The sequence below is a fragment of the Streptomyces gottesmaniae genome, assembly GCF_031845845.1.
GTDB classification, from domain to species: Bacteria; Actinomycetota; Actinomycetes; order Streptomycetales; family Streptomycetaceae; genus Streptomyces; species Streptomyces akebiae.
Map to the genome: position 1 here is coordinate 122,071 of NZ_JAVRFJ010000023.1, position 23,189 is coordinate 145,259.

At 71.4% G+C, this 23,189-nt stretch carries 21 protein-coding genes; 8 read left to right on the forward strand and 13 right to left on the reverse strand.

Translation table 11 applies throughout. The annotated features are described in order from the left end of the window. Positions 1–3: 3 nt before the first annotated feature. The 12 genes from RM704_RS25430 to RM704_RS25485 form a co-directional block, all read right to left on the reverse strand. A complete protein-coding gene (locus RM704_RS25430; protein ID WP_033528290.1) occupies positions 4–402 on the reverse strand; it encodes a YccF domain-containing protein in 399 nt (132 codons plus the stop codon). After that, complete coding sequence (gene htpX / locus RM704_RS25435; protein WP_033528289.1) at positions 399–1,262, reverse strand: zinc metalloprotease HtpX; 864 nt, start codon at positions 1,260–1,262, stop codon at positions 399–401. The genes RM704_RS25430 and htpX overlap by 4 nt, the downstream gene beginning before the upstream one ends. A 170-nt stretch (positions 1,263–1,432) precedes the next feature. Continuing rightward, positions 1,433–3,013, reverse strand: coding sequence for an NADH-quinone oxidoreductase subunit N (locus tag RM704_RS25440; protein ID WP_438828948.1), 1,581 nt, complete (start codon positions 3,011–3,013; stop codon positions 1,433–1,435). Then, the gene (locus tag RM704_RS25445; protein ID WP_033528288.1) at positions 3,010–4,593 is read right to left on the reverse strand and encodes a complex I subunit 4 family protein; all 1,584 of its coding nucleotides are present in this window, start codon (positions 4,591–4,593) and stop codon (positions 3,010–3,012) included. The genes RM704_RS25440 and RM704_RS25445 overlap by 4 nt, the downstream gene beginning before the upstream one ends. 6 nt (positions 4,594–4,599) lie before the next feature. Further along, on the reverse strand, positions 4,600–6,609 hold the full coding sequence (locus RM704_RS25450) for an NADH-quinone oxidoreductase subunit 5 family protein (protein ID WP_033528287.1): 2,010 nt from the start codon (positions 6,607–6,609) through the stop codon (positions 4,600–4,602). Further along, positions 6,606–7,022 carry an NADH-quinone oxidoreductase subunit NuoK gene (nuoK, locus tag RM704_RS25455; protein ID WP_033528286.1) on the reverse strand — a complete coding sequence of 139 codons (417 nt, stop codon included), beginning with the start codon at positions 7,020–7,022 and terminating at the stop codon, positions 6,606–6,608. Before nuoK ends, RM704_RS25450 begins: the two co-directional genes overlap by 4 nt. Continuing rightward, the gene (locus RM704_RS25460) at positions 7,022–7,834 is read right to left on the reverse strand and encodes an NADH-quinone oxidoreductase subunit J family protein (RefSeq protein WP_078937194.1); all 813 of its coding nucleotides are present in this window, start codon (positions 7,832–7,834) and stop codon (positions 7,022–7,024) included. Before RM704_RS25460 ends, nuoK begins: the two co-directional genes overlap by 1 nt. Next, positions 7,831–8,334 carry a NuoI/complex I 23 kDa subunit family protein gene (locus RM704_RS25465; protein ID WP_052146133.1) on the reverse strand — a complete coding sequence of 168 codons (504 nt, stop codon included), beginning with the start codon at positions 8,332–8,334 and terminating at the stop codon, positions 7,831–7,833. Before RM704_RS25465 ends, RM704_RS25460 begins: the two co-directional genes overlap by 4 nt. Before the next feature lie 110 nt (positions 8,335–8,444). After that, positions 8,445–9,413, reverse strand: coding sequence for a complex I subunit 1/NuoH family protein (locus RM704_RS25470; RefSeq protein ID WP_033528285.1), 969 nt, complete (start codon positions 9,411–9,413; stop codon positions 8,445–8,447). Beyond that, the gene (locus tag RM704_RS25475) at positions 9,410–11,029 is read right to left on the reverse strand and encodes an NADH-quinone oxidoreductase subunit C (protein ID WP_033528284.1); all 1,620 of its coding nucleotides are present in this window, start codon (positions 11,027–11,029) and stop codon (positions 9,410–9,412) included. Before RM704_RS25475 ends, RM704_RS25470 begins: the two co-directional genes overlap by 4 nt. After that, positions 11,026–11,658, reverse strand: coding sequence for an NADH-quinone oxidoreductase subunit B (locus RM704_RS25480; RefSeq protein ID WP_033528283.1), 633 nt, complete (start codon positions 11,656–11,658; stop codon positions 11,026–11,028). The genes RM704_RS25475 and RM704_RS25480 overlap by 4 nt, the downstream gene beginning before the upstream one ends. After that, the gene (locus RM704_RS25485; RefSeq protein ID WP_033528282.1) at positions 11,649–12,068 is read right to left on the reverse strand and encodes an NADH-quinone oxidoreductase subunit A; all 420 of its coding nucleotides are present in this window, start codon (positions 12,066–12,068) and stop codon (positions 11,649–11,651) included. Before RM704_RS25485 ends, RM704_RS25480 begins: the two co-directional genes overlap by 10 nt. A gap of 266 nt (positions 12,069–12,334) precedes the next feature. Here RM704_RS25485 and RM704_RS25490 point away from each other — a divergent pair, with 266 nt between their 5' ends. The 5 genes from RM704_RS25490 (at position 12,335) to RM704_RS25510 (ending at position 19,318) form a co-directional block, all read left to right on the forward strand. Beyond that, positions 12,335–13,561, forward strand: coding sequence for a sensor histidine kinase (locus RM704_RS25490; protein ID WP_033528281.1), 1,227 nt, complete (start codon positions 12,335–12,337; stop codon positions 13,559–13,561). A gap of 363 nt (positions 13,562–13,924) precedes the next feature. Continuing rightward, positions 13,925–15,262, forward strand: coding sequence for a sensor histidine kinase (locus RM704_RS25495; RefSeq protein WP_033528280.1), 1,338 nt, complete (start codon positions 13,925–13,927; stop codon positions 15,260–15,262). A gap of 252 nt (positions 15,263–15,514) precedes the next feature. Continuing rightward, a complete protein-coding gene (locus tag RM704_RS25500; protein ID WP_311591270.1) occupies positions 15,515–16,174 on the forward strand; it encodes a LuxR C-terminal-related transcriptional regulator in 660 nt (219 codons plus the stop codon). A 125-nt stretch (positions 16,175–16,299) separates the two neighbouring features. Continuing rightward, entirely contained in the window at positions 16,300–18,237 is a 1,938-nt protein-coding gene (locus RM704_RS25505; RefSeq protein WP_033528278.1) for a 2-oxoacid:acceptor oxidoreductase subunit alpha, read from the forward strand. After that, positions 18,230–19,318: a 2-oxoacid:ferredoxin oxidoreductase subunit beta gene (locus tag RM704_RS25510; protein ID WP_033528277.1), complete on the forward strand. Its 1,089-nt coding sequence runs from the start codon at positions 18,230–18,232 to the stop codon at positions 19,316–19,318. The genes RM704_RS25505 and RM704_RS25510 overlap by 8 nt, the downstream gene beginning before the upstream one ends. 52 nt (positions 19,319–19,370) lie before the next feature. Here the strand turns inward: RM704_RS25510 and RM704_RS25515 are convergent, their stop codons facing one another. Beyond that, positions 19,371–19,766, reverse strand: a complete 396-nt coding sequence (locus tag RM704_RS25515) for a winged helix-turn-helix transcriptional regulator (RefSeq protein WP_052146121.1) — start codon at positions 19,764–19,766, stop codon at positions 19,371–19,373. Between the two features lie 91 nt (positions 19,767–19,857). On the opposite strand from RM704_RS25515, the gene RM704_RS25520 reads away from it, so the two are divergent. The 3 genes from RM704_RS25520 to RM704_RS25530 all read left to right on the forward strand — a co-directional run bounded on the left by RM704_RS25520 (position 19,858) and on the right by RM704_RS25530 (position 22,972). Next, positions 19,858–20,712, forward strand: coding sequence for an SDR family oxidoreductase (locus RM704_RS25520; RefSeq protein WP_033528276.1), 855 nt, complete (start codon positions 19,858–19,860; stop codon positions 20,710–20,712). A gap of 194 nt (positions 20,713–20,906) precedes the next feature. Then, positions 20,907–21,866, forward strand: coding sequence for an EamA family transporter RarD (gene rarD, locus RM704_RS25525; RefSeq protein ID WP_033528275.1), 960 nt, complete (start codon positions 20,907–20,909; stop codon positions 21,864–21,866). Between the two features lie 119 nt (positions 21,867–21,985). Continuing rightward, positions 21,986–22,972 carry a M28 family metallopeptidase gene (locus RM704_RS25530; RefSeq protein WP_033528274.1) on the forward strand — a complete coding sequence of 329 codons (987 nt, stop codon included), beginning with the start codon at positions 21,986–21,988 and terminating at the stop codon, positions 22,970–22,972. Positions 22,973–23,189 lie beyond the last annotated feature (217 nt).

The following is a 23,189-nucleotide window of genomic DNA, read 5'->3' on the forward strand; positions in this document are numbered from 1 at the left end:
GCGCTACCAGCGCTGCTGGGCGAATGGCTGGTCGGAGCGGACGATCTCGCGGCCCAGGGGCATCAGCGAGACCGGGACGAGCTTGAAGTTGGCGATGCCGAAGGGGATGCCGATGATCGTGACGCACAGGACGAGGCCGGTGACGATGTGGGTCAGCGCCAGCCACCAGCCCGCCAGGATCAGCCACAGGACGTTGCCCAGGCAGGAGGGCGCTCCCGCGTCACGGCGCTCGACGGCGCTGTACCCGAAGGGCCACAGGGCGTAGAGGCCGATGCGGAACGACGCGATGCCGAACGGGATGCCGATGATCGTGATGCACAGAAGCAACCCTGCGAACAGGTAGCCGAGGAAGAGCCAGAAGCCGCTGAGGATCAGCCAGATGATGTTCAGTACGGTCTTCACTGCGGGGGACCTGCCATCTTCTCGAGTCGGGCGATGCGTTCCGCCATGGGCGGGTGGGTCGAGAACATCTTGGAGAATCCCCGGCCGGGCCGGAAGGGGTTCGCGATCATCATGTGGCTCGCGGTCTCGATCCGGGGCTCGGGGGGCAGCGGAAGCTGCTTGGTACCCGTTTCCAGTTTGCGAAGGGCACTGGCGAGAGCAAGTGGATCACCGGTGAGCTGGGCGCCGGAGGCGTCCGCCTCGTACTCCCGGGAGCGGCTGATCGCGAGCTGGATGAGGGACGCGGCGAGCGGCCCCAGGATCATGATCAGCAGCATGCCGAGGAGGCCGGGGCCGTCGTCGTCGTCCGAGCGGCCGATGGGGATCAGCCAGGCGAAGTTCACCAGGAACATGATCACGGAGGCGAGGGCGCCGGCGACCGACGAGATGAGGATGTCGCGGTTGTAGACATGGCTCAGCTCGTGGCCGATGACACCGCGCAGTTCGCGCTCGTCGAGCAGGCGGAGGATGCCGTCGGTGCAGCACACGGCCGCGTTGCGCGGGTTGCGGCCGGTGGCGAACGCGTTCGGGGCGTCCGTCGGGGAGATGTACAGGCGCGGCATCGGCTGGCGGGCCTGCATGGAGAGCTCGCGGACCATGCGGTAGAGCGCCGGCGCCTCGAACTCGCTGACCGGGCGCGCGCGCATCGCGCGTAGAGCCAGCTTGTCGCTGTTCCAGTACGCGTACGCGTTCGTGCCGAGGGCGACGAAGACCGCGACGATCAGGCCCGTACGGCCGAAGAGGCTTCCGATGACGATGATGAGTGCGGACAGTCCCCCGAGGAGTACGGCGGTCCTGAGCCCGTTGTGCCGGCGGTGCACGGTACGCCCTCCAGGTCGTGCGGCAGGGGAACCCTTTGCTCGCTGTTGCTGTCGACTCCACTACTCAGTGGACCCTCCCGTACTGGTCAACGCCAGGTGGGGAGCGCGAGTTCCCTGGTGCGCCCGGCCCGGCCGGTGGGCCGGGCGGGTGAGGGCGAGGCCCGCGTGCGCTAGAAGAGGCCGATGTCGGCGAAGCGCAGGACGAGCTGGGGGGCGCCGGACAGGGCGATGCCGACGACTCCGGTGAGGGCGAGGGCCAGGGTGAGCGGGGCGGGGACTCGGTGCGGTTCGGGGGCGCCGCCGGTGTCGCCCTGCGGGGCGCGGAACAGCAGGGCCGTCCACTGGAGGTAGTAGAAGAGGGCGATCACCACGTTGACGGCCATCACGACGGCGAGCCAGCCGAGGCCCGCGTCCACGGCCGCCGAGAAGACGGTGACCTTGGCGAACAGGCCGATGATCCCCGGCGGCAGTCCGGCGAGGCAGAGCAGGAAGAAGGCCAGGAGCAGGGCGGACAGTGGGCTCGACGCGTAGAGGCCCCGGTAGTCGCTCAGCCGGTTCAGGGACTTCGTACGGCCGACGAGGGCGGCCACGGCGAAGGCGCCGAGGTTCACGGCGGCGTACATCAGGGCGTAGGCGACGGTGGAGCCGACGGCCTTCTCGGCGTCGGCGGTGTCGTCGGCGTACGCCGCCGCCGCGATCGGTACGAGGAGGTAGCCGGCCTGGCCGACGGAGGACCAGGCGAGCAGCCGGACCGCGCTGTACGCGCGCGTGGAGCGCTGTGCGAGCGCGCCGACGTTGCCGACGGTCATGGTGAGGGCTGCCAGCACGGCCACGGCGGGGCCCCAGACGTCGGCGTACGACGGGAGGGCGACGACGGTGACGAGGATGAGGCCGGAGAACCCGACCGCCTTGCCGACCACGGAGAGGTAGGCGGCGACGGGCAGGGGCGCGCCCACATAGGTGTCGGGGACCCAGAAGTGGAAGGGGACGGCGGCCGTCTTGAAGGCGAAGCCGATGAGGGTCAGGACGACGCCGGCCTGGGTGAGGGTGTGCAGCTGGCCGTCGACGTCCTGGATTCGGTCGGCGATCTCGGTGAGGTAGAGGGTTCCTGTCGTGGCGTAGACGAAGCTGATGCCCAGGAGGCTGACGGCGGTCGCGGTCACGGACGACAGGAAGAACTTCAGAGCCGCCTCGGAGGACCGTCTGTCGCCCTGTCGGATGCCGACGAGGGCGAAGGCGGGCAGGGAGGCGACCTCCAGGGCGACGACGAGGGTCGCGAGGTCGCGCGAGGCGGGCAGGAGCGCGGCTCCCGCCGCGGACGACAGCAGCAGGAACCAGAACTCCCCTTCGGGGAGGTTCTTCCGGTCGTCCTTCAGGGCCGTCATGGACAGCAGGGCGGCGAGGAGGGCGCCGCCGAGGACGAGGAACTGGACGACGAGGGTGAACCGGTCGGCGGTGTAGCTGCACACGTCCGGGTCACCGGTCAGGCAGAAGGTGGCGCGGTCGGCGTCCAGGAGGGGCACGAGGGCCAGCAGGGAGACGGCGAGGCCCGCGACGGAGGCCCAGCCGAGCAGGGCCTTCCTGCGGTCGTCCGTGAAGAGGTCGGCGACGAGCACCGCGAGGCCCACGACGGCCGCGACGGTGGGCGGCGCGATCGCGAGCCAGTCGACGGACTGGACGACCGACTCGGCCAGGGTCTGGGGCAGGTCGTGGGTCTGGGCCTGGACCGGCGGCTGGGCCAAGGGGCTCAACGGGTGCCTCCTGCGAGGAGCTGCTGCACGGCCGGGTCGGTCAGACCGAGGAGGGCCGCGGGCCAGAGGCCGGCGAGGACGGTGAGGGCGACGAGCGGGGTCCAGGCCGCGAACTCGTACGTCTGTACGTCCGCGAGTCGCGCCCCCTGCTGTGGTTCCTTGGGGACGGCGCCCATGCAGACGCGGCGGACCACGATCAGCAGGTACGCGGCGGTGAGGAGCGTGCCGAACGCGGCGATCGTCATGAAGGTGAGGAAGGCCGGGCGGCTGAGGCCCTCGGCGGGCTCGAACGCGCCGAACAGGGCCAGCATCTCGCCCCAGAACCCGGCGAGTCCGGGGAGGCCCAGGGAGGCGACGGCGGCGAAGGCCAGCAGGCCGCCTAGGCGGGGGGCCCTGCCGTAGAGGGCGGCGCCGGTCTCCTGCGCGAGGGTGTCGAGGTCGGTGGTGCCCGTGCGGTCCTTCAACGCGCCGACCAGGAAGAACAGCAGACCGGTGATGAGGCCGTGGGCGATGTTGGCGAAGAGCGCGCCGTTCACGCCGGTCGGGGTCATCGTGGCGATGCCGAGGAGCACGAAGCCCATGTGGCCGACGGAGGAGTACGCGATCAGGCGCTTGAGGTCGCCCTTGGCGCCCTGCCGGGCGAGGGCGAGGCAGGCGAGGGAACCGTAGATGATGCCGACGACCGCGAAGGCGGCGAGGTACGGCGCGAAGGTGCGGAACCCGTCGGGTGTGATCGGCAGCAGGATCCGCACGAACCCGTACGTGCCCATCTTCAGCAGGACGCCGGCCAGCAGGACCGAACCGACGGTCGGGGCGGCGGTGTGGGCGTCCGGCAGCCAGCTGTGCAGCGGCCACATCGGGGTCTTGACCGCGAGTCCGATCCCGATCGACAGAACGGCGATGACCTGCACGGATGCGGTCAGCGCGGGGTGACTGTCAGTGGCGAGTGCCACCATGTCGAATGTGCCCGCCCTGAGTCCGATCAGGAGCAGGCCGAGCAGCATGACCACGGAACCGAGCAGGGTGTAGAGGATGAACTTCCAGGCGGCCCGGGTGCGTTGCTCACCGCCCCAGCGGGCGATGAGGAAGTACATCGGGATGAGCACCATCTCGAACGCGAGGAAGAACAGCAGCAGATCGAGGACGGCGAAGGTCGCGAGGGTGCCGGACTCCAGGACGAGCAGGAGCGCGACGAACGCCTTCGGGGAGGGCCCCGTGGGCAGCTTGAAGTAGGAGTAGAGCGCGCAGAGGAAGGTCAGCAGCGCGGTCAGGACCAGGAGGGGGAGGGAGATGCCGTCGATGCCGAGGTGGATGCGCACGTCGAGTGCCGGGATCCAGCTGATGTCCGTGCTCGCCTGCATCTTCGACGGCTGGTCGTGGTCGAAGCCGAGCGCGAGGACGATCGCGGCGATGAGGACCACGCCGGTCACGGTCGTCCCGTGGCGCAGCACGGCCTGCTCCGGTGACTTCCCCTTCAGTCCGGGCGGAGCCGGCAGCAGAGCGGCGGCGGCGCCGAGGAGCGGCCCGACGACGATCAACGCCAGAAGGACCTGCATCACGGACTCGTTGATATCGATCACGCCTGCTCACGCTCCCGTGGCGACGACGAGGGCGGCGACCACCAGGACGACGGTGCCGGCGAGCAGCGCGCTCACATAGGTCTGGACGTTGCCGGTCTGGGCCTTGCGTACGGCCGCGCCCAGCAGGCGGGGCAGGGCGCCCGCGCCGCTCACGTAGGTGTCGACGACCTCGCGGTCGAGGAACCGGACGAGACTCGCGCCGGCCCGGACCGGGCGGACGAAGAGCGCCGAGTAGACGGCGTCCAGGTGGAAGCCGACTGCGGCGTGGCGGTGCAGCGGGCCGAGCAGGAGGCGGCCCGGGTCCGCCGGGTCGGGTGCCGAGGCCACGTCCCCGTAGGCGGGGGTGTGGCTGGCGATGGCCTCCGCCTCGACGGTGGCTGCGTCCGCGTCGGGGTGGGCCGCGACGGCGCCCAGCGGTGCGCGCGCCGCCCGGGCCCTGGCGGAGCGCCAGGCCGCGTACGTCGCCAGGGCGCCGATCAGGGCGGCGCCCGTGCCGAGGACGGACGTGGTGAGGGTGGGGGCCAGGTCGTCGCCGTCGAACCAGTCGGGGAGCCTGCCGTAGGCGAGGCTGCCGAGGGCGAGGGAGGGGACGGCGAGCACCCACAGGACGACCGTCATGGGGAGCGGCTGCCGGCCGTGGTCGGGGGCGTCGGTGCCCTGGCCGCGGAAGGCGAGCAGCCACAGGCGGGCGGCGTAGGCGGCGGTGAGCAGGGCCGTGAGGAGGCCGGCGACCAGGACGGTCCAGCCGGCGGCGGCCGGGACGTGCTCGACGGGGCCGGTGAGGGTGTGGCCGGTGGCAGCGTGCTCGGCGGCTCCGAGGACGGACTCCTTGGAGAAGAAGCCGCTGAAGGGTGGGATCGCCGCGAGGGCGAGCAGCGCCACGGTCATCGTCCAGAAGGCGTCGGGGACGCGGGCGCGCAGATGGCTCATGCGGGACATGGCGGCCAGGGAGTTGGTGCCGGACGCGTGGATGATCACGCCGGCCGCGAGGAACAGCAGGGCCTTGAAGGCGCCGTGCGAGAGGAGGTGGAAGACGGCCGCGCCGCGGTCGCCGACGGCGAGGGCGCCGGTCATGTAGCCGAGCTGGCCGATGGTCGAGTAGGCGAGGACGCGCTTGATGTCGTCCTGGGCGAGTGCGGCGAGCCCCGAGCCCGCCATGGTGAGCGCGGCCATGACGGCGAGGACGACCAGGGCCGCCGAGGAGGCGGCGAAGACCGGGAGGAGACGGGCGACGAAGTAGACACCGGCGGCGACCATCGTCGCGGCGTGGATCAGCGCGGAGACGGGCGTGGGGCCCGCCATCGCGTCCGGGAGCCAGGTGTGGAGGGGGAACTGTGCCGACTTGCCGGCGACTCCGGCGAGGAGCAGGAGGGCGACGAGGGTGGGGTGGTCGAGGCCGCCGTCGGCGACGGTGGCGAGGATCCGCGTGATGCGGAACGACCCGGCGTCCGTGGCGAGGGCGAACAGACCGATCAGGAAGGGGACGTCACCGAGCTTGGTGACCAGGAAGGCCTTCAGGGAGGCGGCGCGGGCCTCCGGGGTCTCCCAGTAGTGGCCGACCAGGAAGTACGAGCAGATGCCCATGATCTCCCAGCCGACCAGGAGCACCATCAGGTCGCCGGAGTAGACGACGAGCAGCATCGCGGAGGTGAAGAGGGAGACGAGGGCGGCGTAGGAGGGGTAGCGCGGGTCGTCGCGGAGATAGCCGGTCGAGTAGATCTGCACACAGGTGGCGACCAGGCCGACCAGGACGGCCACGAGGGCGGCGAAGCCGTCGATGTGCAGGGCGAGGTCGATCGGGACCGAGCCGGTCGGGGTGAGCTGCGTGGCCGCGTCGAGGGGCTTGTCGCCGCCCTGGCGTACGGCGACCAGGACGGCCAGGGCGAAGGCCGTCAGGGTGGGCAGTACGGCGAGGGGGCGGACGAAGCCGGGGGCGGTGCGGCCGAGGAGCAGGCCGGCGGCGGCGCCGAGGAACGGGAGGAGGGGGACGAGGACGGCGAGGGTGGTCGTGGTCACGCGGTGGCCTCAGCCTTCTCGCTCCGCTCGGGTCGGCCGGGCAGGCCGTGCTTCCGGGTGCCGTCGGGGTCGGGGGTGCCGTCCGGGTCGTCGGGGTGCTCGGCGGTGTCGCGGAGCTTGTCGATGTCCGCGGTGCCTCGGTTGCGGTGGACCGCGAGGACGATCGCCAGGCCGATGCCGATCTCGGCGGCGGCGATGGTGATCGTGAAGAGCGTCAGGGCCTGCCCGGAGTGCAGGGTCTCCTCGGCGGTCCTGCTGAGCCAGACGTCGAAGGCGACGAGGTTGAGGTTGACCGCGTTGAGCATCAGTTCGACGGACATCAGGACGAGGATCGCGTTGCGGCGGGCGAGGACGCCGTACAGGCCCGTGCAGAAGAGGAGGGCGGAGAGCACGACGGGATAGGCGAGGTGCATCAGCGGGCGCCTCCCTTGGCTGACGCGGGGCCTGTGGGGTCGGTGGGTGCCGTGGGGTCGGTGGGTGCCGTGGAATCGGTGAGTGCGGTGGGTGCCGTGGGTGTGGCGGGTGCCTTCGGCTCGGTGGAGGCCGCTGGCTCGGTGGAGGCTGTGGGCTCGGTGGAGGCCGCTGGCTCGGTGGAGGCTGTGGGCTCGGTGGGGGCTTTCGGGATCTTCGGGGTCTCGCGGGCCTTGTCCGTGGGGGGCGTGTCCGCTTTCGCCTTGCGGGAGAGGACGATCGCGCCGACCAGGGCGGCCAACAGGAGGACCGAGAGGGCCTCGAAGGGGAGGACCCAGTTCTGGAAGAGGCTCTCGCCGGTGGCCTCGGTGGAGCCGGCGGCGGGGCCGTCCAGGTCGATCCAGGTGGTGCGGAAGGCGTCGACGACGACCCAGACGAGGGCGGCGGCCGAGGCGACGGCCACCGTGAGGGCGGCCCAGCGGTTGCCGGAGTCGGCGTCCGGGGAGCGGCCGATGGGGGCCTTGGTGAGCATCAAGCCGAAGAGGAGGAGGACGACGACGGAACCGACGTAGATGAGCACCTGTACCCAGGCGATGAACTCGGCGGTGAGCAGAAGGTACTCGACGGCGAGTCCGCCGAGCGCCACCACCAGCCACAGGGCGGCGTGCACGAGCTGCCGGGTGGTGACGGTGACGAGCGCGGCGCCGAAGGTGACGAGGCCGACGAGGACGAAGGCGACCTCGACCCCCGTCGGGGACAGGAAGCCTTGCGGTGCCTGGGCGAGGAGGCTGTGAGGTGCCCGGGTGAGGGTCATGTGGCTTCTCCCTCGGTGTCGGCCGGTTCGGCCTGGGCGGCCGCGAGCTTCTCGGCTGTCTTGCGGGCGGCGGTCACTTCCTTGGGTTCCTCGGCGGCCGGGTCGAGGGCCGGTGGCGAGGGGACGGTCCACATCCACTCGCGGAGCTTGTCGCGTTCGTGGGTGAGTTCGTGGATGTCGGTCTCCGCGTACTCGAACTCCGGGGACCAGAAGAGGGCGTCGAAGGGGCAGACCTCGATGCAGATACCGCAGTACATGCAGAGGGAGAAGTCGATGGCGAAACGGTCCAGGACGTTGCGGCTGCGCTCGCGGCCGCCGGGGGCGGCGGGCGGGACCGTCTCCTTGTGGGAGTCGATGTAGATGCACCAGTCCGGGCACTCGCGGGCGCACAGCATGCAGACCGTGCAGTTCTCCTCGAAGAGCCCGATGACGCCACGGGTGCGGGGCGGAAGCTCCGGCTGCACGTCCGGGTACTGCTCGGTGACGGTCTTGCGCGTCATCGTGCGCAGGGTGACGGCCAGGCCCTTGGCGAGGCCGGAGCCAGGGATCGACGGACGGGGCCGCCCGGAGGGCGTCGTTGCGGGGTGGTGGTCTGGCGACGGGCGGGACATCAGAGGAACACCACCTTGATGGTGCCGGTGAGGGCGATCTGGGCGAGGGAGAGGGGGACGAGGAGGGTCCAGGAGAGCTTCTGGAGCTGGTCCTCGCGCAGGCGGGGGTAGGTCACGCGGAGCCAGATGACGACGAAGGCGAGGACGGCGGCCTTCAGGAGGGTCCAGACCCAGCCGAGGCCCTCGGCGCCCCACGGGCCGTGCCAGCCACCGAGGAAGAGGACGGTGGTCAGACCGCACAGGACGACGATGCCGGCGTACTCGGCGAGGAGGAACAGGGCGAAGCGGAGGCCGGTGTACTCGGTGTAGGCGCCGAAGATGATCTCCGAGTCGGCGACGGGCATGTCGAAGGGCGGGCGCTGGAGTTCGGCGAGGCCGGCGACGAAGAAGACGATCGCGCCGACGATCTGCCAGGGCAGCCACCACCACTCGAAGGCGTCGACGATGCCGACGAGGGAGACCGTGCCGGCCGCCATCGCCACGGAGGCCGCCGTGAGCAGCATCGGGAGTTCGTAGGCGAGCAGCTGGGCGGCGGTGCGCAGGCCGCCGAGGAGGGAGAACTTGTTGGCGGAGGCCCAGCCGGCCATCAGTGAGCCGAGGACGCCCACGCCCATCACGGCGAGGACGAAGAAGACGCCCGCGTCGATGACCTCGCCGACGGCACCCTCGCCCGGGCCGATCGGGATGGCGAGGAGGACGAGGAGGTAGGGGAGGAGGGCGACGGCCGGGGCGAGTTGGAAGACCCGGCGGTCCGCCCCGGCCGGGACGACGTCTTCCTTCTGGGCGAACTTGACGCCGTCCGCGACGAGTTGGGCCCAGCCGTGGAAGCCGCCGGCGTACATGGGGCCGAGGCGGCCCTGCATGTGGGCCATCACCTTGTGTTCGGTCTGGCCGATGATCAAGGGGAAGGTCAGAAAGACGACGAAGACGATGAGGAGTCGCAGGGCGACGTCCAGAGCGTCGTTCACTGCGTGCCTCCGGTGGGGGGTTCGGGGTCGGGCTCGGCGGGGGTGGGCTCGGCGGGCGTTCCGTCGGGGTCGGGGTCGCTGGGCGGTGCGGGCGCAGCCTTCGGCTCCGCACCTGACTTCGGCTCGGGCTTCGGCTGGGGCTGCGGCTCCGGGTTCGGCTCGGGGGACGGCGCGGGCGCGGGCGTTGGCTCCGCACCTGACTCCCGCTCGGGCTCCGGCTCGTGCTGCGGCTCCGGCTCCGGCTCCGGCTCGGGGGACGGCGCGAGCGCGGGCGTCGGCTCCGCACCTGACTCCGGCTCGGGCTTTGGCCCGGTCTCCAGCCCGGTCGCCGGCTTCGGCTTCGGCTTCAACGTGGGCTGCGGCGCGGGCGCGGACTGCGACTCCGGCTCCGGCTCCGGCGCGGACTGTGACTCCGGCGCGGGCTCCCGCCCGGTCTCGGGCTTCGGCTGCGCCTCCGGCCCTGCTCCCGCAGTCGCCTCCGGCTCCGTCGTGGGAGTGTCGAAAGCCGGGCGGGCGTGGTGCCAGGGGGCGTCCGGGCTGCCCGAGGTGCGGCGTGGCTGGGGCGAGGGGGCGGGGGTGGCGCGCTGACTCGTCGAGCCCTCCGACGCGGTGCGGGCGCGGCGCGGGCGTGTGGGGCTCTCCGGCGCGTCGGAGGTCGCGCCGGATGCCGACTGGCTCGCCGAACCGTCCGCCGCCGAACGACCCCGACGCAGCGGCGTCGACGCAGAACCGACCGGAGCATCCGAAGCCGACCCAGCCGCCGACTGGCTCGCCGAACCATCCGCCGCCGAACCCGCCCGACGCGGCGGCGTCGACGCGGACGTGGACGGAGCGTCCGAAGCCGGCCCGGAGGCAGGCTGGCTTGTCGAACCGTCCGCCGTCGAGCGCGCCCGGCGCGGTGGCGTGGGTGGAGAGGTGGTCGGGGATTCGGAAGTGGGCCCGGAGGCAGGCTGGCTCGCTGAGCCTGATGTTGCCGAGCGGGTGCGGCGAGTCGGGCGGTCGGCGGTCGCGCCTCGGGCGGGGCGGGCCGGGGCCGGGGGGAGCTGGCCCTTGAGGGGACCCCACTCGTTGGGGTCGGGGACGCCGGGAGGGAGCATCTGGCGGCGCCTGGGGCCGCCATGGGCCGCACCTGCCGCGGACTCCCCCGGCTCCTTCGCCCCGGGCCAGGCCTTGGCCACCCGGGCGGCCAGGACGAAGTCCTTGCGGAGGGGGTGGCCCTCGAAGTTCTCCGGGAGGAGGAGGTGGTCCAGGGCGGGGTGGCCCTCGAAGCGGACGCCGAACATTTCGTGCGTCTCGCGTTCGTGCCAGGCCGCGCCGGCGTAGACGTCGACGGCGGTCGGCAGGAGCGGGTCGGAGTGGGGGACCGTGGTGCGCAGCAGGAGGCGTCGGACCGGGGCCAGGGCCACCACGTGGGCCGCGACGCGGAAGCCCGTGCCCGGCTCGTCCACCGCGCTCAACCAGTCGAAGTACGTGCAGCCCAGGGTGGAGTGGGCCGTGCGCAGCGCCTCGGTCCATGATGCGGGCGGGACGTCCACGGTGAGGACGTCGTAGGACTCCTCGGCCGTGGCCTCGGGGCCGAAGAGTTCCTCGACGGGGGTGGGCAGCCAGCCGGTCACTTGTCCCCCGCTCGCGCCTCGGTCGTCGTCGGTGGCTGCACCAGCGCGCTCTGCAGTGCCGCCGTCGACGGGCGGGGGGCCGTGCCGTAGCGCTCGCCGAGGGATTCCCTGGCGATCTTCTCCTGGAGTTTCAGGATGCCTTGGAGGAGGGCCTCGGGGCGGGGCGGGCAGCCGGGGACGTAGACGTCGACCGGGATGATCTGGTCGACGCCCTTGGTGACGGAGTAGGAGTCCCAGTAGGGGCCGCCGCAGTTCGAGCAGGCGCCGAAGGAGATGACGTACTTCGGCTCGGGCATCTGCTCGTAAAGGCGCTTCACGGCCGGGGCCATCTTGTCCGTCACCGTGCCCGAGACGACCATGAGGTCCGCCTGGCGCGGGCCGGGGGCGAACGGGATGACGCCGAGGCGGATGAAGTCGTGGCGGGCCATGGACGCGGCGATGAACTCGATCGCGCAGCAGGCGAGACCGAAGTTGAAGACCCAGAGCGAGTAGCGGCGGCCCCAGTTCAGGATCACCTTCATCGGCTCGGGGGCGAGGCGGGCGAGCGCGCCCAGCCGCTTCGGCTCCGGGAGGAGGACCGGCTGCGCGGCACCCGGCTCCGGCGGGTTCACTTCTGGCGTCACGTCCATGTCAGGACGCCCTTCTTGTATGCGTAGAGCAGGCCCACGGCGAGGAATCCGAGGAAGACGAACATCTCGACGAGGGTGGTCGCGCCGTAGCCGGGGTCGGCGAAGACCGTCGCCCAGGGGAAGAGGAAGATCGAGTCGATGGCGAAGATGACGTAGAGGAAGGCGTAGACGTAGTAGCGGACCTGGGTGTGGGCCCAGCCCTCGCCGACGGGGTCGACGCCACACTCGTACGTCAGGAGCTTCTCCCGGGTGGGGACCTCGGGGCGCAGCAGGCGTCCCGCGCCGAAGGCGACGGCGACGAAGAGCACGCCCACGGCGGCGAGCAGTCCGACCACCGAGTAGGACTGGAAGTAGTCCGCCGCTACGGCGACGCTCGGCTCTGCCGCTACGGCGACGGTCGGTTCCGGCACGTCCGTCCCTCGCTCCCTGGCCTGGCGATACGTACGTACGGGATGTGGGACGCCGTACGTACTTCGCTGTTCGACGATCTGTACGCACGGGAGTCTAGGCCCTGCTAAAGAGAGCGTAAGCAGCCCGTCACAGGTCGGCACGCCCGAGTGCCGCCGTGATCGGGTCGGGAGGGGGCGGGAATGGAACGGGGTGGGGTTTTCCCCAGGGCGGCCGGGGCGGTCCGCCTCATGGCGCGGGGCGTGAGCGGGCGGGCAGGCTGGTGGGCATGACCGAACCCCTCTCCTCTCCGACCGGCTCCGGACGGCCGCACGGCCGTCCGCTGCCCTCCAGTCACACGCCCTCCGATCCGCTGCCGCCCGCGCGGTTCGCGTTCGGCGGGCAGACCTGGCGGGAGATCGCGCATCTGCTGGCGAATCTGCCGTTCGCGCTGCTCGGGTTCGTGTACGTGACGACGGTGCTGTTCACCAGCGCCTTCCTGACACTGACGGTGATCGGTTTTCCGCTGCTCGCCGCCGCCCTGATGGGCGCCAGGCAGTTGGGGCGGCTGGAGCGGATGCGGGCGCGGGCGTTGCTGCGGGTGCGGGTGGACGAGCCGAGTCCGCTGCCGTTCCGTGGGAGCGGGCGGCGGGCCGACGAGGGCTTCATCGCGCAGGTGTGGATGAGCGTGAAGGATCCGGTCGGCTGGCGTTCGATGCTGTACGAGCTGATCCGGATGCCGTGGGCCGTCGCGACGTTCGTCATCACTCTGACGGGGTTGTTCGTGGCGTGGCCGGTGCTGCCGTACATCGTGCGGGGGCTGACGAACGTGGACCGGGTGATGGTGCGGTCGCTGTTGTCGCCGTCCGACGAACTGGAGCGGCGGATCGCCGAGTTGGAGTCCGATCGGGGGGTCGTCGTCGATACGGCCGCGGCCGATCTGCGGCGGATCGAGCGGGACCTGCACGACGGGGCGCAGGCCCGGCTGGTGAATCTGGCGATGGGGCTCGGGCTCGCGAAGGAGAAGTTGCTGGAGGATCCCGACGCGGCCGCCACGATGGTGGAGGAGGCGCACGGCGAGGTGAAGCTGGCGCTGCAGGAGCTGCGGGACCTGGCGCGGGGGATCCATCCGGCGGTGCTGACCGACCGGGGCCTCGACGCGGCACTGTCCGCGGTCGCCTCGCGGTGTACGGCGCCGGTGAAGGTGACCGTGGATCTGCCCGCGCGGCCCGCCGCGGCGATCGAGGGGATCGCGTACTTCACGGTCTCGGAGCTGTTGCAGAACGTCAGCAAGCACAGCGGGGCGAAGGCCGCGGCGGTGGACGTGTGGCGGTCCGACGAGCGGCTGTTGATCCAGGTGTGGGACGACGGGCGTGGGGGTGCGCGGCTCGACGGGGGGAGCGGGATCGCCGGGCTGGCGGAGCGGCTCGACGCGGTCGACGGGTTGTTCGTGATCGAGTCGCCGGTGGGTGGGCCGACGACGGTGACCGCGGAGCTGCCCTGGCGGGGGCGGTAGCGCGCGCAGCGGTGGGGAGGGGCGCCTACTCGTCGTAGGCGCCCCTCCGGCGTGCGCGGGTGCGGGTGCGGGTGCGGGTGCGGGTGCCGGCGCGGGGCCCGGTGCGGGTCCGGGTGCGGGCGCCGGTGCGGGTGCGAGTGCCGGTGCGGGTGCAGGGCCCGGTGCGGGTGCGGGTGCTGGTGCGATGCGGGTCCCGGTGCGGGTGCTTGGGGCTTCTCGCGCAGTTCCCCGCGCCCCTGAGAAGCAGGGTGGGGAAAACCCCCCTACCGAGACGCCGACCCGCTCCATGGTCCCGTCGGGCGGGGGCCAGCAAGGTAGGGGTACGACATCGGGAGTGCGGGATCAGCGGAGGCGGGCGACGTCATGGCCACGGAGTACGGGCACGGACACGGGTACGGGGGTTGGGGCGAGGAGCGGCGGCATCGGATGCCGGCCGGGCTGCGGGCGCCGTTCGAGGCGCGCAGCTGGCGGGAGTTCGGGTACGTGCTGCTGGGGCTGCCGGTCGGGATCCTGCTGTTCACGTACGCCGTGACGATGGTGTCGGTCGGTGCCGGGCTGCTGATCACGTTCCTCGGGGTGCCGGTGCTGGCGGCGGGGCTGGCCGGGTGCCGGGGGTTCGGCGCGATGGAGCGGGCGCGGGCGCGGGCGCTGCTCGGGGTGGAGGTGGCCGCGCCGGAGCCGCTGCGGACGAGGGGGCGCGGGGCGATGGCGTGGATGGGCGCCGTGCTGCGCAGCGGGTCGTCGTGGCGGCAGTTGCTGTACGCGGTCGCGCAGTTCCCGTGGTCGGTGTTCTCGTTCGTGGTGGCGGTGACCTTCTGGACGTACGGGTGGGCAGCACTGACGTATCCGCTGTGGTTCTGGGTGTTCCCCGTGTGGGTCGGGCAGGACGGGCTGCAGCTCTACGGGGACGAGACGCACTCCGTGTATCTGGACAATCCGTTCGAGGTGACCGTGACCGCGCTGGTGGGGCTGCTCTTCACGATGGCCACGCCGTGGATCGTGCGGGGTCTGACCATGGTCGACCGGGGCATGGTGGTCACGCTGCTGGGGCCGTCGCGGCTGGGGGCGCGGGTCGTCGAGCTGGAGTCGGATCGTGGGGTCGTGGTCGACACGGCGGCGGCCGATCTGCGGCGGATCGAGCGGGATCTGCACGACGGGGCGCAGGCCCGGCTGGTGGCGCTGGCGATGGATCTGGGGCTGGCGAAGGAGAAGCTGGCGGAGGACCCGCGGGCGGCGGCGGTGATGGTCGACTCGGCCCACGGGGAGGTCAAGACGGCGCTGCGGGAGCTGCGGGATCTGGCGCGGGGGATCCATCCCGCGGTGCTGACCGACCGGGGCCTCGACGCGGCGCTGTCGGCGGTCGCCTCGCGGTGCGCGGTGCCGGTGGTGGTGGAGGTGGACCTGCCGGCGCGACCGGTGCCGGCGATCGAGGGCATCGCGTACTTCACCGTGTCCGAGCTGCTGCAGAACGTCAGCAAGCACGCGGGGGCCTCGCGGGCGACCGTGGACGTCTGGAGGGTCGAGAACCGGCTGATGCTCCAGGTCATGGACGACGGCGTCGGCGGCGCCGCCACGGGGGGCGGTTCGGGGCTGGCGGGGCTCGCCGAGCGGATCGGCGCGGTCGACGGCATCCTGGTCGTCGACTCGCCGACCGGCGGCCCGACCCGGGTGACGGCGGAGCTGCCCTGGCGGGCGGCCTGAGCGACTCCCTGCGGGGCCGTGGGTGGTTTGTCGCCGTGGGTGGGTGCGGGTGCGTGGGGCTTCTCGCGCAGTTCCCCGCGCCCCTGGGAAGCAGGGGCTACGCCCCTTGCTTTTCATCCCGGCGTGCGCGTTTCCTACCCCTGTTTTCTCACCGGAGCCGATCCCGGGCGTTCCGATGCTGGAATGCTGGGGGCTGTCGCACTGCGGGTGCAGTGCGGGGTGCAGTGGGGGGAAACAGGCGTGGAGGACAGGGTGCGGGTGGTCATCGCCGAGGATTCGGTGCTGTTGCGAGAGGGGCTGACGCGCCTGCTGACCGACCGGGGGCACGATGTCGTCGCGGGGGTCGGGGACGGGAACGCCCTGATCAAGACGATCACCGAGTTCGCGGCGCAGGGGGACCTCCCCGACGTGGTCGTCGCGGATGTGCGGATGCCGCCGACCCACACCGACGAGGGCGTGCGGGCCGCCGTACAGCTGCGGAAGTCGCATCCGGAGCTGGGCGTGCTCGTGCTGTCGCAGTACGTGGAGGAGCGGTACGCCACCGAGTTGCTCGCGGGGTCCAGTCGTGGCGTCGGGTACCTGCTGAAGGACCGGGTGGCCGAGGTACGGGAGTTCGTCGACGCCGTGGTGCGGGTGGCGCGGGGCGGTACGGCGCTGGACCCGGAGGTGGTCGCGCAGTTGCTCGGGCGGAGCCGGAAGCAGGACGTGCTCACGGGGCTCACCCCTCGGGAGCGTGAGGTGCTGGGGCTGATGGCGGAGGGGCGGACCAACTCGGCGATCGCCCGGCAGCTGGTCGTCAGCGACGGGGCCGTCGAGAAGCACGTCAGCAATATCTTCCTGAAGCTCGGGCTGTCCCCGAGCGACGGGGACCACCGCCGGGTTCTGGCGGTGCTCACCTATCTGAATTCATGATTGTCTGACACCGTGTCAGATGGGGCGATCGAGGCATCCTCCAGCCTCCCCGACGTAGGGTTGGTCTTGGGAGGGTCGGCGGGACGGCCGTTCCCGGACAGCCGCCTCAAGGGAGGTCCAGTTCAGTGACCAGCCAGGTCAGCAGCCCAGCGGAGCAGGCCGACGAGTCCGCTCTGGGAGAACTGAGGGAACAGCGCAATCCGGCGGGAACGAAGGACGTCCGTCGACTCGATCGGGTGATCATTCGGTTCGCCGGGGACTCCGGTGACGGTATGCAGCTCACCGGCGACCGCTTCACCTCCGAGACCGCCACCTTCGGCAACGACCTCTCCACCCTGCCGAACTTCCCCGCCGAGATCCGCGCCCCCGCCGGCACCCTGCCGGGCGTCTCCAGCTTCCAGCTGCACTTCGCCGACCACGACATCCTCACCCCGGGTGACGCGCCCAATGTGCTCGTCGCGATGAACCCGGCCGCTCTCAAGGCGAACATCGGGGACGTGCCGCGCGGCGCGGAGGTCATCGTCAACACGGACGAGTTCACCAAACGGGCGATGCAGAAGGTCGGGTACGCGACCAGCCCGCTGGAGGACGGTTCGCTGGACGGGTACAGCCTCCATCCGGTGCCGCTGACCACCCTCACCGTCGAGGCACTCAAGGAATTCGACCTCAGTCGCAAGGAGGCCGAGCGCAGCAAGAACATGTTCGCGCTCGGCCTCCTGTCATGGATGTACCACCGGCCGACCGAGGGCACGGAGAAGTTCCTGGCGGCCAAGTTCGCCAAGAAGCCGGCCATCGCGGCCGCCAACCTCGCCGCCTTCCGCGCGGGCTGGAACTTCGGGGAGACCACCGAGGACTTCGCGGTCAGTTACGAGATCGCCCCGGCGACCCAGGCGTTCCCGGTGGGGACGTACCGGAACATCTCCGGGAACCTGGCCCTGTCGTACGGGCTGATCGCGGCCTCGCGGCAGGCGGATCTGCCGCTCTACCTGGGCTCGTACCCGATCACCCCGGCCTCGGACATCCTGCACGAGCTGAGCCGGCACAAGAACTTCGGTGTGCGGACCTTCCAGGCGGAGGACGAGATCGCGGGCATCGGGGCCGCGCTGGGGGCCGCTTTCGGGGGGTCCCTCGCGGTCACGACGACCTCCGGGCCGGGTGTGGCGCTGAAGTCGGAGACCATCGGGCTCGCCGTCTCGCTCGAACTGCCGCTCCTCGTCGTCGACATCCAGCGCGGCGGCCCGTCCACCGGGCTGCCGACCAAGACCGAGCAGGCCGATCTGCTCCAGGCCATGTACGGGCGCAACGGCGAGGCCCCGGTGCCGGTGGTCGCGCCGCGCACCCCGGCCGACTGTTTCGACGCGGCCCTGGAGGCCGCCCGGATCGCGCTGACGTACCGCACGCCCGTGTTCCTGCTGTCGGACGGCTACCTGGCCAACGGCAGCGAGCCCTGGCGCATCCCCGAGCTCGACGAACTGCCGGACCTCACCGTGCAGTTCACCCAGGGGCCCAACCACACGCTCGACGACGGCACCGAGGTCTTCTGGCCGTACAAGCGCGACCCGCAGACCCTGGCCCGGCCGTGGGCCGTGCCGGGGACGCCGGGGCTGGAACACCGGATCGGCGGCATCGAGAAGCAGGACGGCACGGGCAACATCTCCTACGACCCGGCCAACCACGACTTCATGGTGCGCACCCGGCAGGCGAAGATCGACGGGATCGACGTGCCCGACGTCGAGGTCGACGATCCGCACGAGGCGCGCACGCTGGTGCTGGGCTGGGGATCGACGTACGGGCCGATCACGGCGGCGGTACGGCGGCTGCGTACGGCCGGGGAGTCCATCGCGCAGGCCCATCTGCGGCACCTCAACCCCTTCCCGCGGAATCTCGGTGCGGTGCTGCGGCATTACGACAAGGTGGTGATCCCCGAGATGAACCTCGGGCAGCTCGCCACGCTGGTCCGGGCGAAGTACCTGGTCGACGCCCACTCGTACAACCAGGTGAACGGCATGCCGTTCAAGGCGGAGCAGCTCGCCACGGCTCTCAAGGAGGCGATCGATGGCTGAGAGGTCCACGGAGACCGCGGGTACGGGCGGCACGATCGAGGCGCTCTCCCTCGTGCCCAAGGCCACGGCCCGGCAGTCCATGAAGGACTTCAAGTCCGACCAGGAAGTGCGCTGGTGCCCCGGCTGCGGTGACTACGCGATCCTCGCGGCCGTCCAGGGCTTCATGCCCGAACTGGGTCTGGCCAGGGAGAACATCGTCTTCGTCTCGGGCATCGGCTGCTCCTCGCGCTTCCCGTACTACATGGACACCTACGGGATGCACTCCATCCACGGGCGGGCGCCGGCGATCGCGACCGGGCTCGCCACCTCGCGGCGTGATCTGTCCGTCTGGGTGGTGACCGGAGACGGGGACGCGCTCTCCATCGGCGGAAACCACCTGATCCATGCCCTGCGGCGCAATGTGAATCTGAAGATCCTGCTCTTCAACAACCGGATCTACGGTCTGACGAAGGGGCAGTACTCCCCCACGTCGGAGGTCGGGAAGATCACCAAGTCGACGCCGATGGGATCGCTGGACGCGCCGTTCAACCCGGTGTCGCTGGCGCTCGGGGCGGAGGCGTCGTTCGTGGCGCGGACCGTGGACTCCGACCGCAAGCATCTGACGGAGGTGCTGCGGCAGGCCGCAGCCCATCCGGGCACGGCGCTCGTCGAGATCTACCAGAACTGCAACATCTTCAACGACGGCGCCTTCGAGGTCCTCAAGGACCGGCAGCAGGCCGAGGAGGCCGTGATCCGGCTGGTGCACGGCGAGCCGATCCGCTTCGGGGCGGACGGGGGCCGGGGCGTCGTGCGGGACGAGGTGACCGGTGATCTGAAGGTGGTCACCGTGACCGCGGAGAACGAGTCCCGGATCCTGGTCCACGACGCGCACGCGGAGTCGCCCACCACCGCGTTCGCACTGTCGCGGCTGGCCGATCCGGACACCCTGCACCACACCCCGATCGGTGTCCTGCGGTCCGTCGAACGGCCCGTCTACGACACGCAGATGGCCGACCAGCTCGACTCGGCCGTCGACCGGTTCGGCAAGGGCGACCTCTCGGCGCTGCTGGCCGGCGGGGACACCTGGACGGTGGTCGGCTGAGCCGCGGCCGACCACCGAGGACGACGACGGAGCGACGAGGCCCGGGGCAGGATCAGCCCCGGGCCTCGTCGTACGCCCGCCGGGCCCGCTCCACCTCGTCCATGCGGTCCTTCGTCCAACCCGCCAGGGCGCGCACCTGTTCGGCGGCCTCGCGGCCGAGGTCGGTGAGGGAGTAGTCGACGCGGGGCGGGATGACGGGCTTGGCGTCGCGGTGGACGAGGCCGTCGCGCTCCAGGGTCTGCAGGGTCTGGGTGAGCATCTTCTCGCTGACCCGGCCGATGGCCCGGCGCAGCTCGCTGAAGCGGTACGGCCGCTCCAGCAGCTCGATCAGGACGAGGACGCCCCAGCGGCTGGTGACGTGCTCCAGGACGAGGCGATAGGGGCACATCCCCTCGACGCCCGTCTCGGACGTGTTCACGGGCTGCGGTGACACCTTGCTTACGGCCATGCCAGTACCTTACTTCAAAGTGGGTACTTTCGAAGAGTTAGTGCACCCCCTAGGGTGAGTGACGCACCCGCCCCCCTGGAGGAGTTTCACCATGAGCATCGTCGTCACCGGAGCCACCGGCCACCTCGGCACATTCGTCATCGAGGGCCTGCTGGAGAAGGTACCGGCCGAGCAGATCACGGCCGTCGTCCGCAGCGAGGAGAAGGCCGCCGGATTCGCGGCGCGCGGCGTGAAGATCGCCGTGGCCGACTACAGCGCCCCCGAGACCTTCGACGGCGTGTTCGCCGCCGGTGACAAGGTGCTGCTGATCTCCGGCAGCGAGCTCGGCGGCGACCGGGTGGGCCAGCACAAGGTCGTGATCGACGCCGCCAAGGCCGCGGGCGTGGCGCTCCTCGCGTACACCAGCGCTCCGGGCAGCCTGAAGGCCGCGCTCGCCGACGACCACCGGGCCACCGAGAAGGCACTGCTCGCCTCCGGGCTGCCGTACACCCTGCTGCGCAACGGCTGGTACAACGAGAACTACACCGAGCAGCTCGCACCCGTGCTGGAGTACAACGCCGTCACCCACGCCGCCGGCGAGGGCCGGGTCTCCTCCGCGGCCCGCGCCGACTACGCGGCCGCCGCCGTCGCCGTGCTGACCGGCGAGGGCCACGAGAACCAGACCTACGAGCTGGGCGGCGACACCGCGTGGAGCTTCGGCGAGTACGCGGCCGAGCTGAGCAAGCAGACCGGCAAGGAGATAGCGAACAACCCCGTCCCCGTCGAGGTGCTCACCGGCATCCTGACCGGCGCCGGGCTCCCCGGGTTCCTCGCCGAGATCCTCGCGGGCGTCGACGCGGCCGCCGCCAAGGGCGAGCTGGTCGTCTCCTCCGGCGACCTCTCCCGCCTGATCGGCCGCCCGACCACGCCGATCGAGGAGTCGATCACGGCGGCGCTGAAGGCGTGACCGGCCGGGGCTGAGCCTCCGCACCCCGGGCCGCGCGCCCCGGCCGACCCCCCGGACTCCCCCTCCGGGCACCCACCCCCGGCTGTCATGACCGTATCCCGATACGGGCATGACAGCTGGGGGTGCTCGGCGTTACCTTCGGGAGACCGAGGGTTCGGGGTCGCGGCGGTGCGGCCGGGCGAGGAGGAGGGGCCGTGGCGGCGCAGTCGAGGGGCGAACACCGGATAGGGCTGCTGAACGGCTTCGCCGCGTACGGGATGTGGGGGCTCGTCCCGCTCTTCTGGCCCCTGCTGAAGCCCTCCGGCGCGCTGGAGATCCTCGCCCACCGCATGGTCTGGTCCCTCGCGGTCGTCGCTGTCGTGCTGCTGGTGCTGCGGCGCTGGTCCTGGGCCGGCGAGCTGCTGCGACAGCCGCGCAGGCTCGGGCTGATCACGGTCGCGGCGGCCACGATCACCGTCAACTGGGGCGTCTACATCTGGGCCGTCAACGCCCACCAGGTCGTCGAGGCCTCCCTCGGGTACTTCATCAACCCGCTCGTCACCATCGCCATCGGCGTCCTGCTGCTGAAGGAACGGCTGCGGCCCGTGCAGTGGACGGCGGTCGGTGTGGGCTTCGCGGCGGTCCTCGTCCTCACGATCGGCTACGGACGGCCGCCGTGGATCTCCCTCTGCCTCGCCTTCTCCTTCGCCACGTACGGGCTGGTGAAGAAGAAGGTCAACCTCGGCGGCGTGGAGTCGCTCGCCGCCGAGACCGCGGTCCAGTTCCTGCCCGCGCTGGCCTTTCTGCTGTGGCTGGGATCGCGCGGGCAGGCCACCTTCGGCCCGGAGGGGACGGGGCACGCGCTGCTGCTCGCCGCGACCGGACTGGTGACCGCCCTGCCGCTGGTCTGCTTCGGGGCGGCCGCGATCCGGGTGCCCCTGTCCACGCTGGGGCTGCTGCAGTATCTGGCGCCGGTGTTCCAGTTCCTGCTGGGCGTCCTCTACTTCGGTGAGGCCATGCCGCCCGAGCGGTGGGCGGGCTTCGCGCTGGTGTGGCTGGCACTGTCCCTGCTGACGTGGGACGCGCTGCGGACGGCCCGGACGGCGCGGAGGCGGCTGGAGGAGCTGAGCGTCGCCCCGGAGGCCGTCGAGGCGCGAACCCCGCTGGCCAAATAGCACCCTTGACGGAGAGTCAGTCCCGACCGCACCATCCAGGCACCTCATTCACCGGGTTTGCCATGGACACATCAACAGTGTCGTCCGGGGCGGACCCATGGAATTCGGAGCCCCCCACTATGAAGCTCTCCGTTCCAGTCACGGGACGTGCCGCCGTCGCCGCCGCCGTCACGGTGGCCACGCTGTTCACCACCGGTTCCATAGCGGGGGCGGCCCCCGCCCCCGACCGGGCGGACACCGCTCCCGCCGCTCCCTCCGCGACGATCGCCGCGGCACCGGACCTGCCCGTGGCCAACGTCAAGGCCCACCTGACCCAGTTCCAGTCCATCGCCGCCGCCAACGGCGGCAACAGAGCGCACGGCCGGGCCGGCTACCTCGCGTCACTGAACTACGTGAAGGGCAAGCTCGACGCGGTGGGCTTCACCACGACCGTGCAGTCCTTCACCTCCGGCGGGCGCACCGGCTACAACCTGATCGCGGACTGGCCCGGCGGCGACGCGAATCAGGTTGTCATGGCCGGTTCACACCTGGACAGTGTCTCCTCGGGCGCGGGCATCAACGACAACGGGAGCGGGTCCGCCGCCGTGCTGGAGGCCGCGCTGGCCGTGGCGCGCACGAACTACCAGCCCACGAAGCATCTGCGGTTCGCCTGGTGGGGCGCCGAGGAGCTGGGCCTCGTCGGGTCCCGCTACTACGTCAACAACCTCTCCGCCGCGAACCGGGCCCGCATCAGCGGCTACCTCAACTTCGACATGATCGGCTCGCCGAACCCCGGGTACTTCGTCTACGACGACAACCCCGTCATCGAACAGACCTTCAAGGACTACTTCGCGGGGATCGGCGTCGCGACCGAGATCGAGACCGAGGGCGACGGCCGCTCCGACCACGCGCCGTTCAAGAGCGCCGGCGTGCCCGTCGGCGGGCTCTTCACGGGGGCGAGCCGTACGAAGACCGCCGCGCAGGTCGCCAAGTGGGGCGGTACCTCCGGCCAGGCCTTCGACCGCTGCTACCACTCGTCCTGCGACACCACGGCCAACATCAACGACACGGCACTCGACCGGAACGGGGACGCGCTGGCGTACGCGGTGTGGGAGTTGTCGGAGTGAGGTCGGCGTGACCTGGGAGTGAGGTTGTCAGTGAGCTGTGACGCCCGGTAGGTGACGCTCCGGGGGACGGTTGTCGTTCCGGGGTCGGCCGGCGGTGGGGAGCGCCGCGGTCGGCCCCGGGCGCGTGGGGGCGGGTGTGCCCGGGCGGGAGGGTGCGCGGATGCGGGCACGGGTGCGCGTGCGGGCACGGGTGCGCGTGCGGGCACGGGTGCGCGTG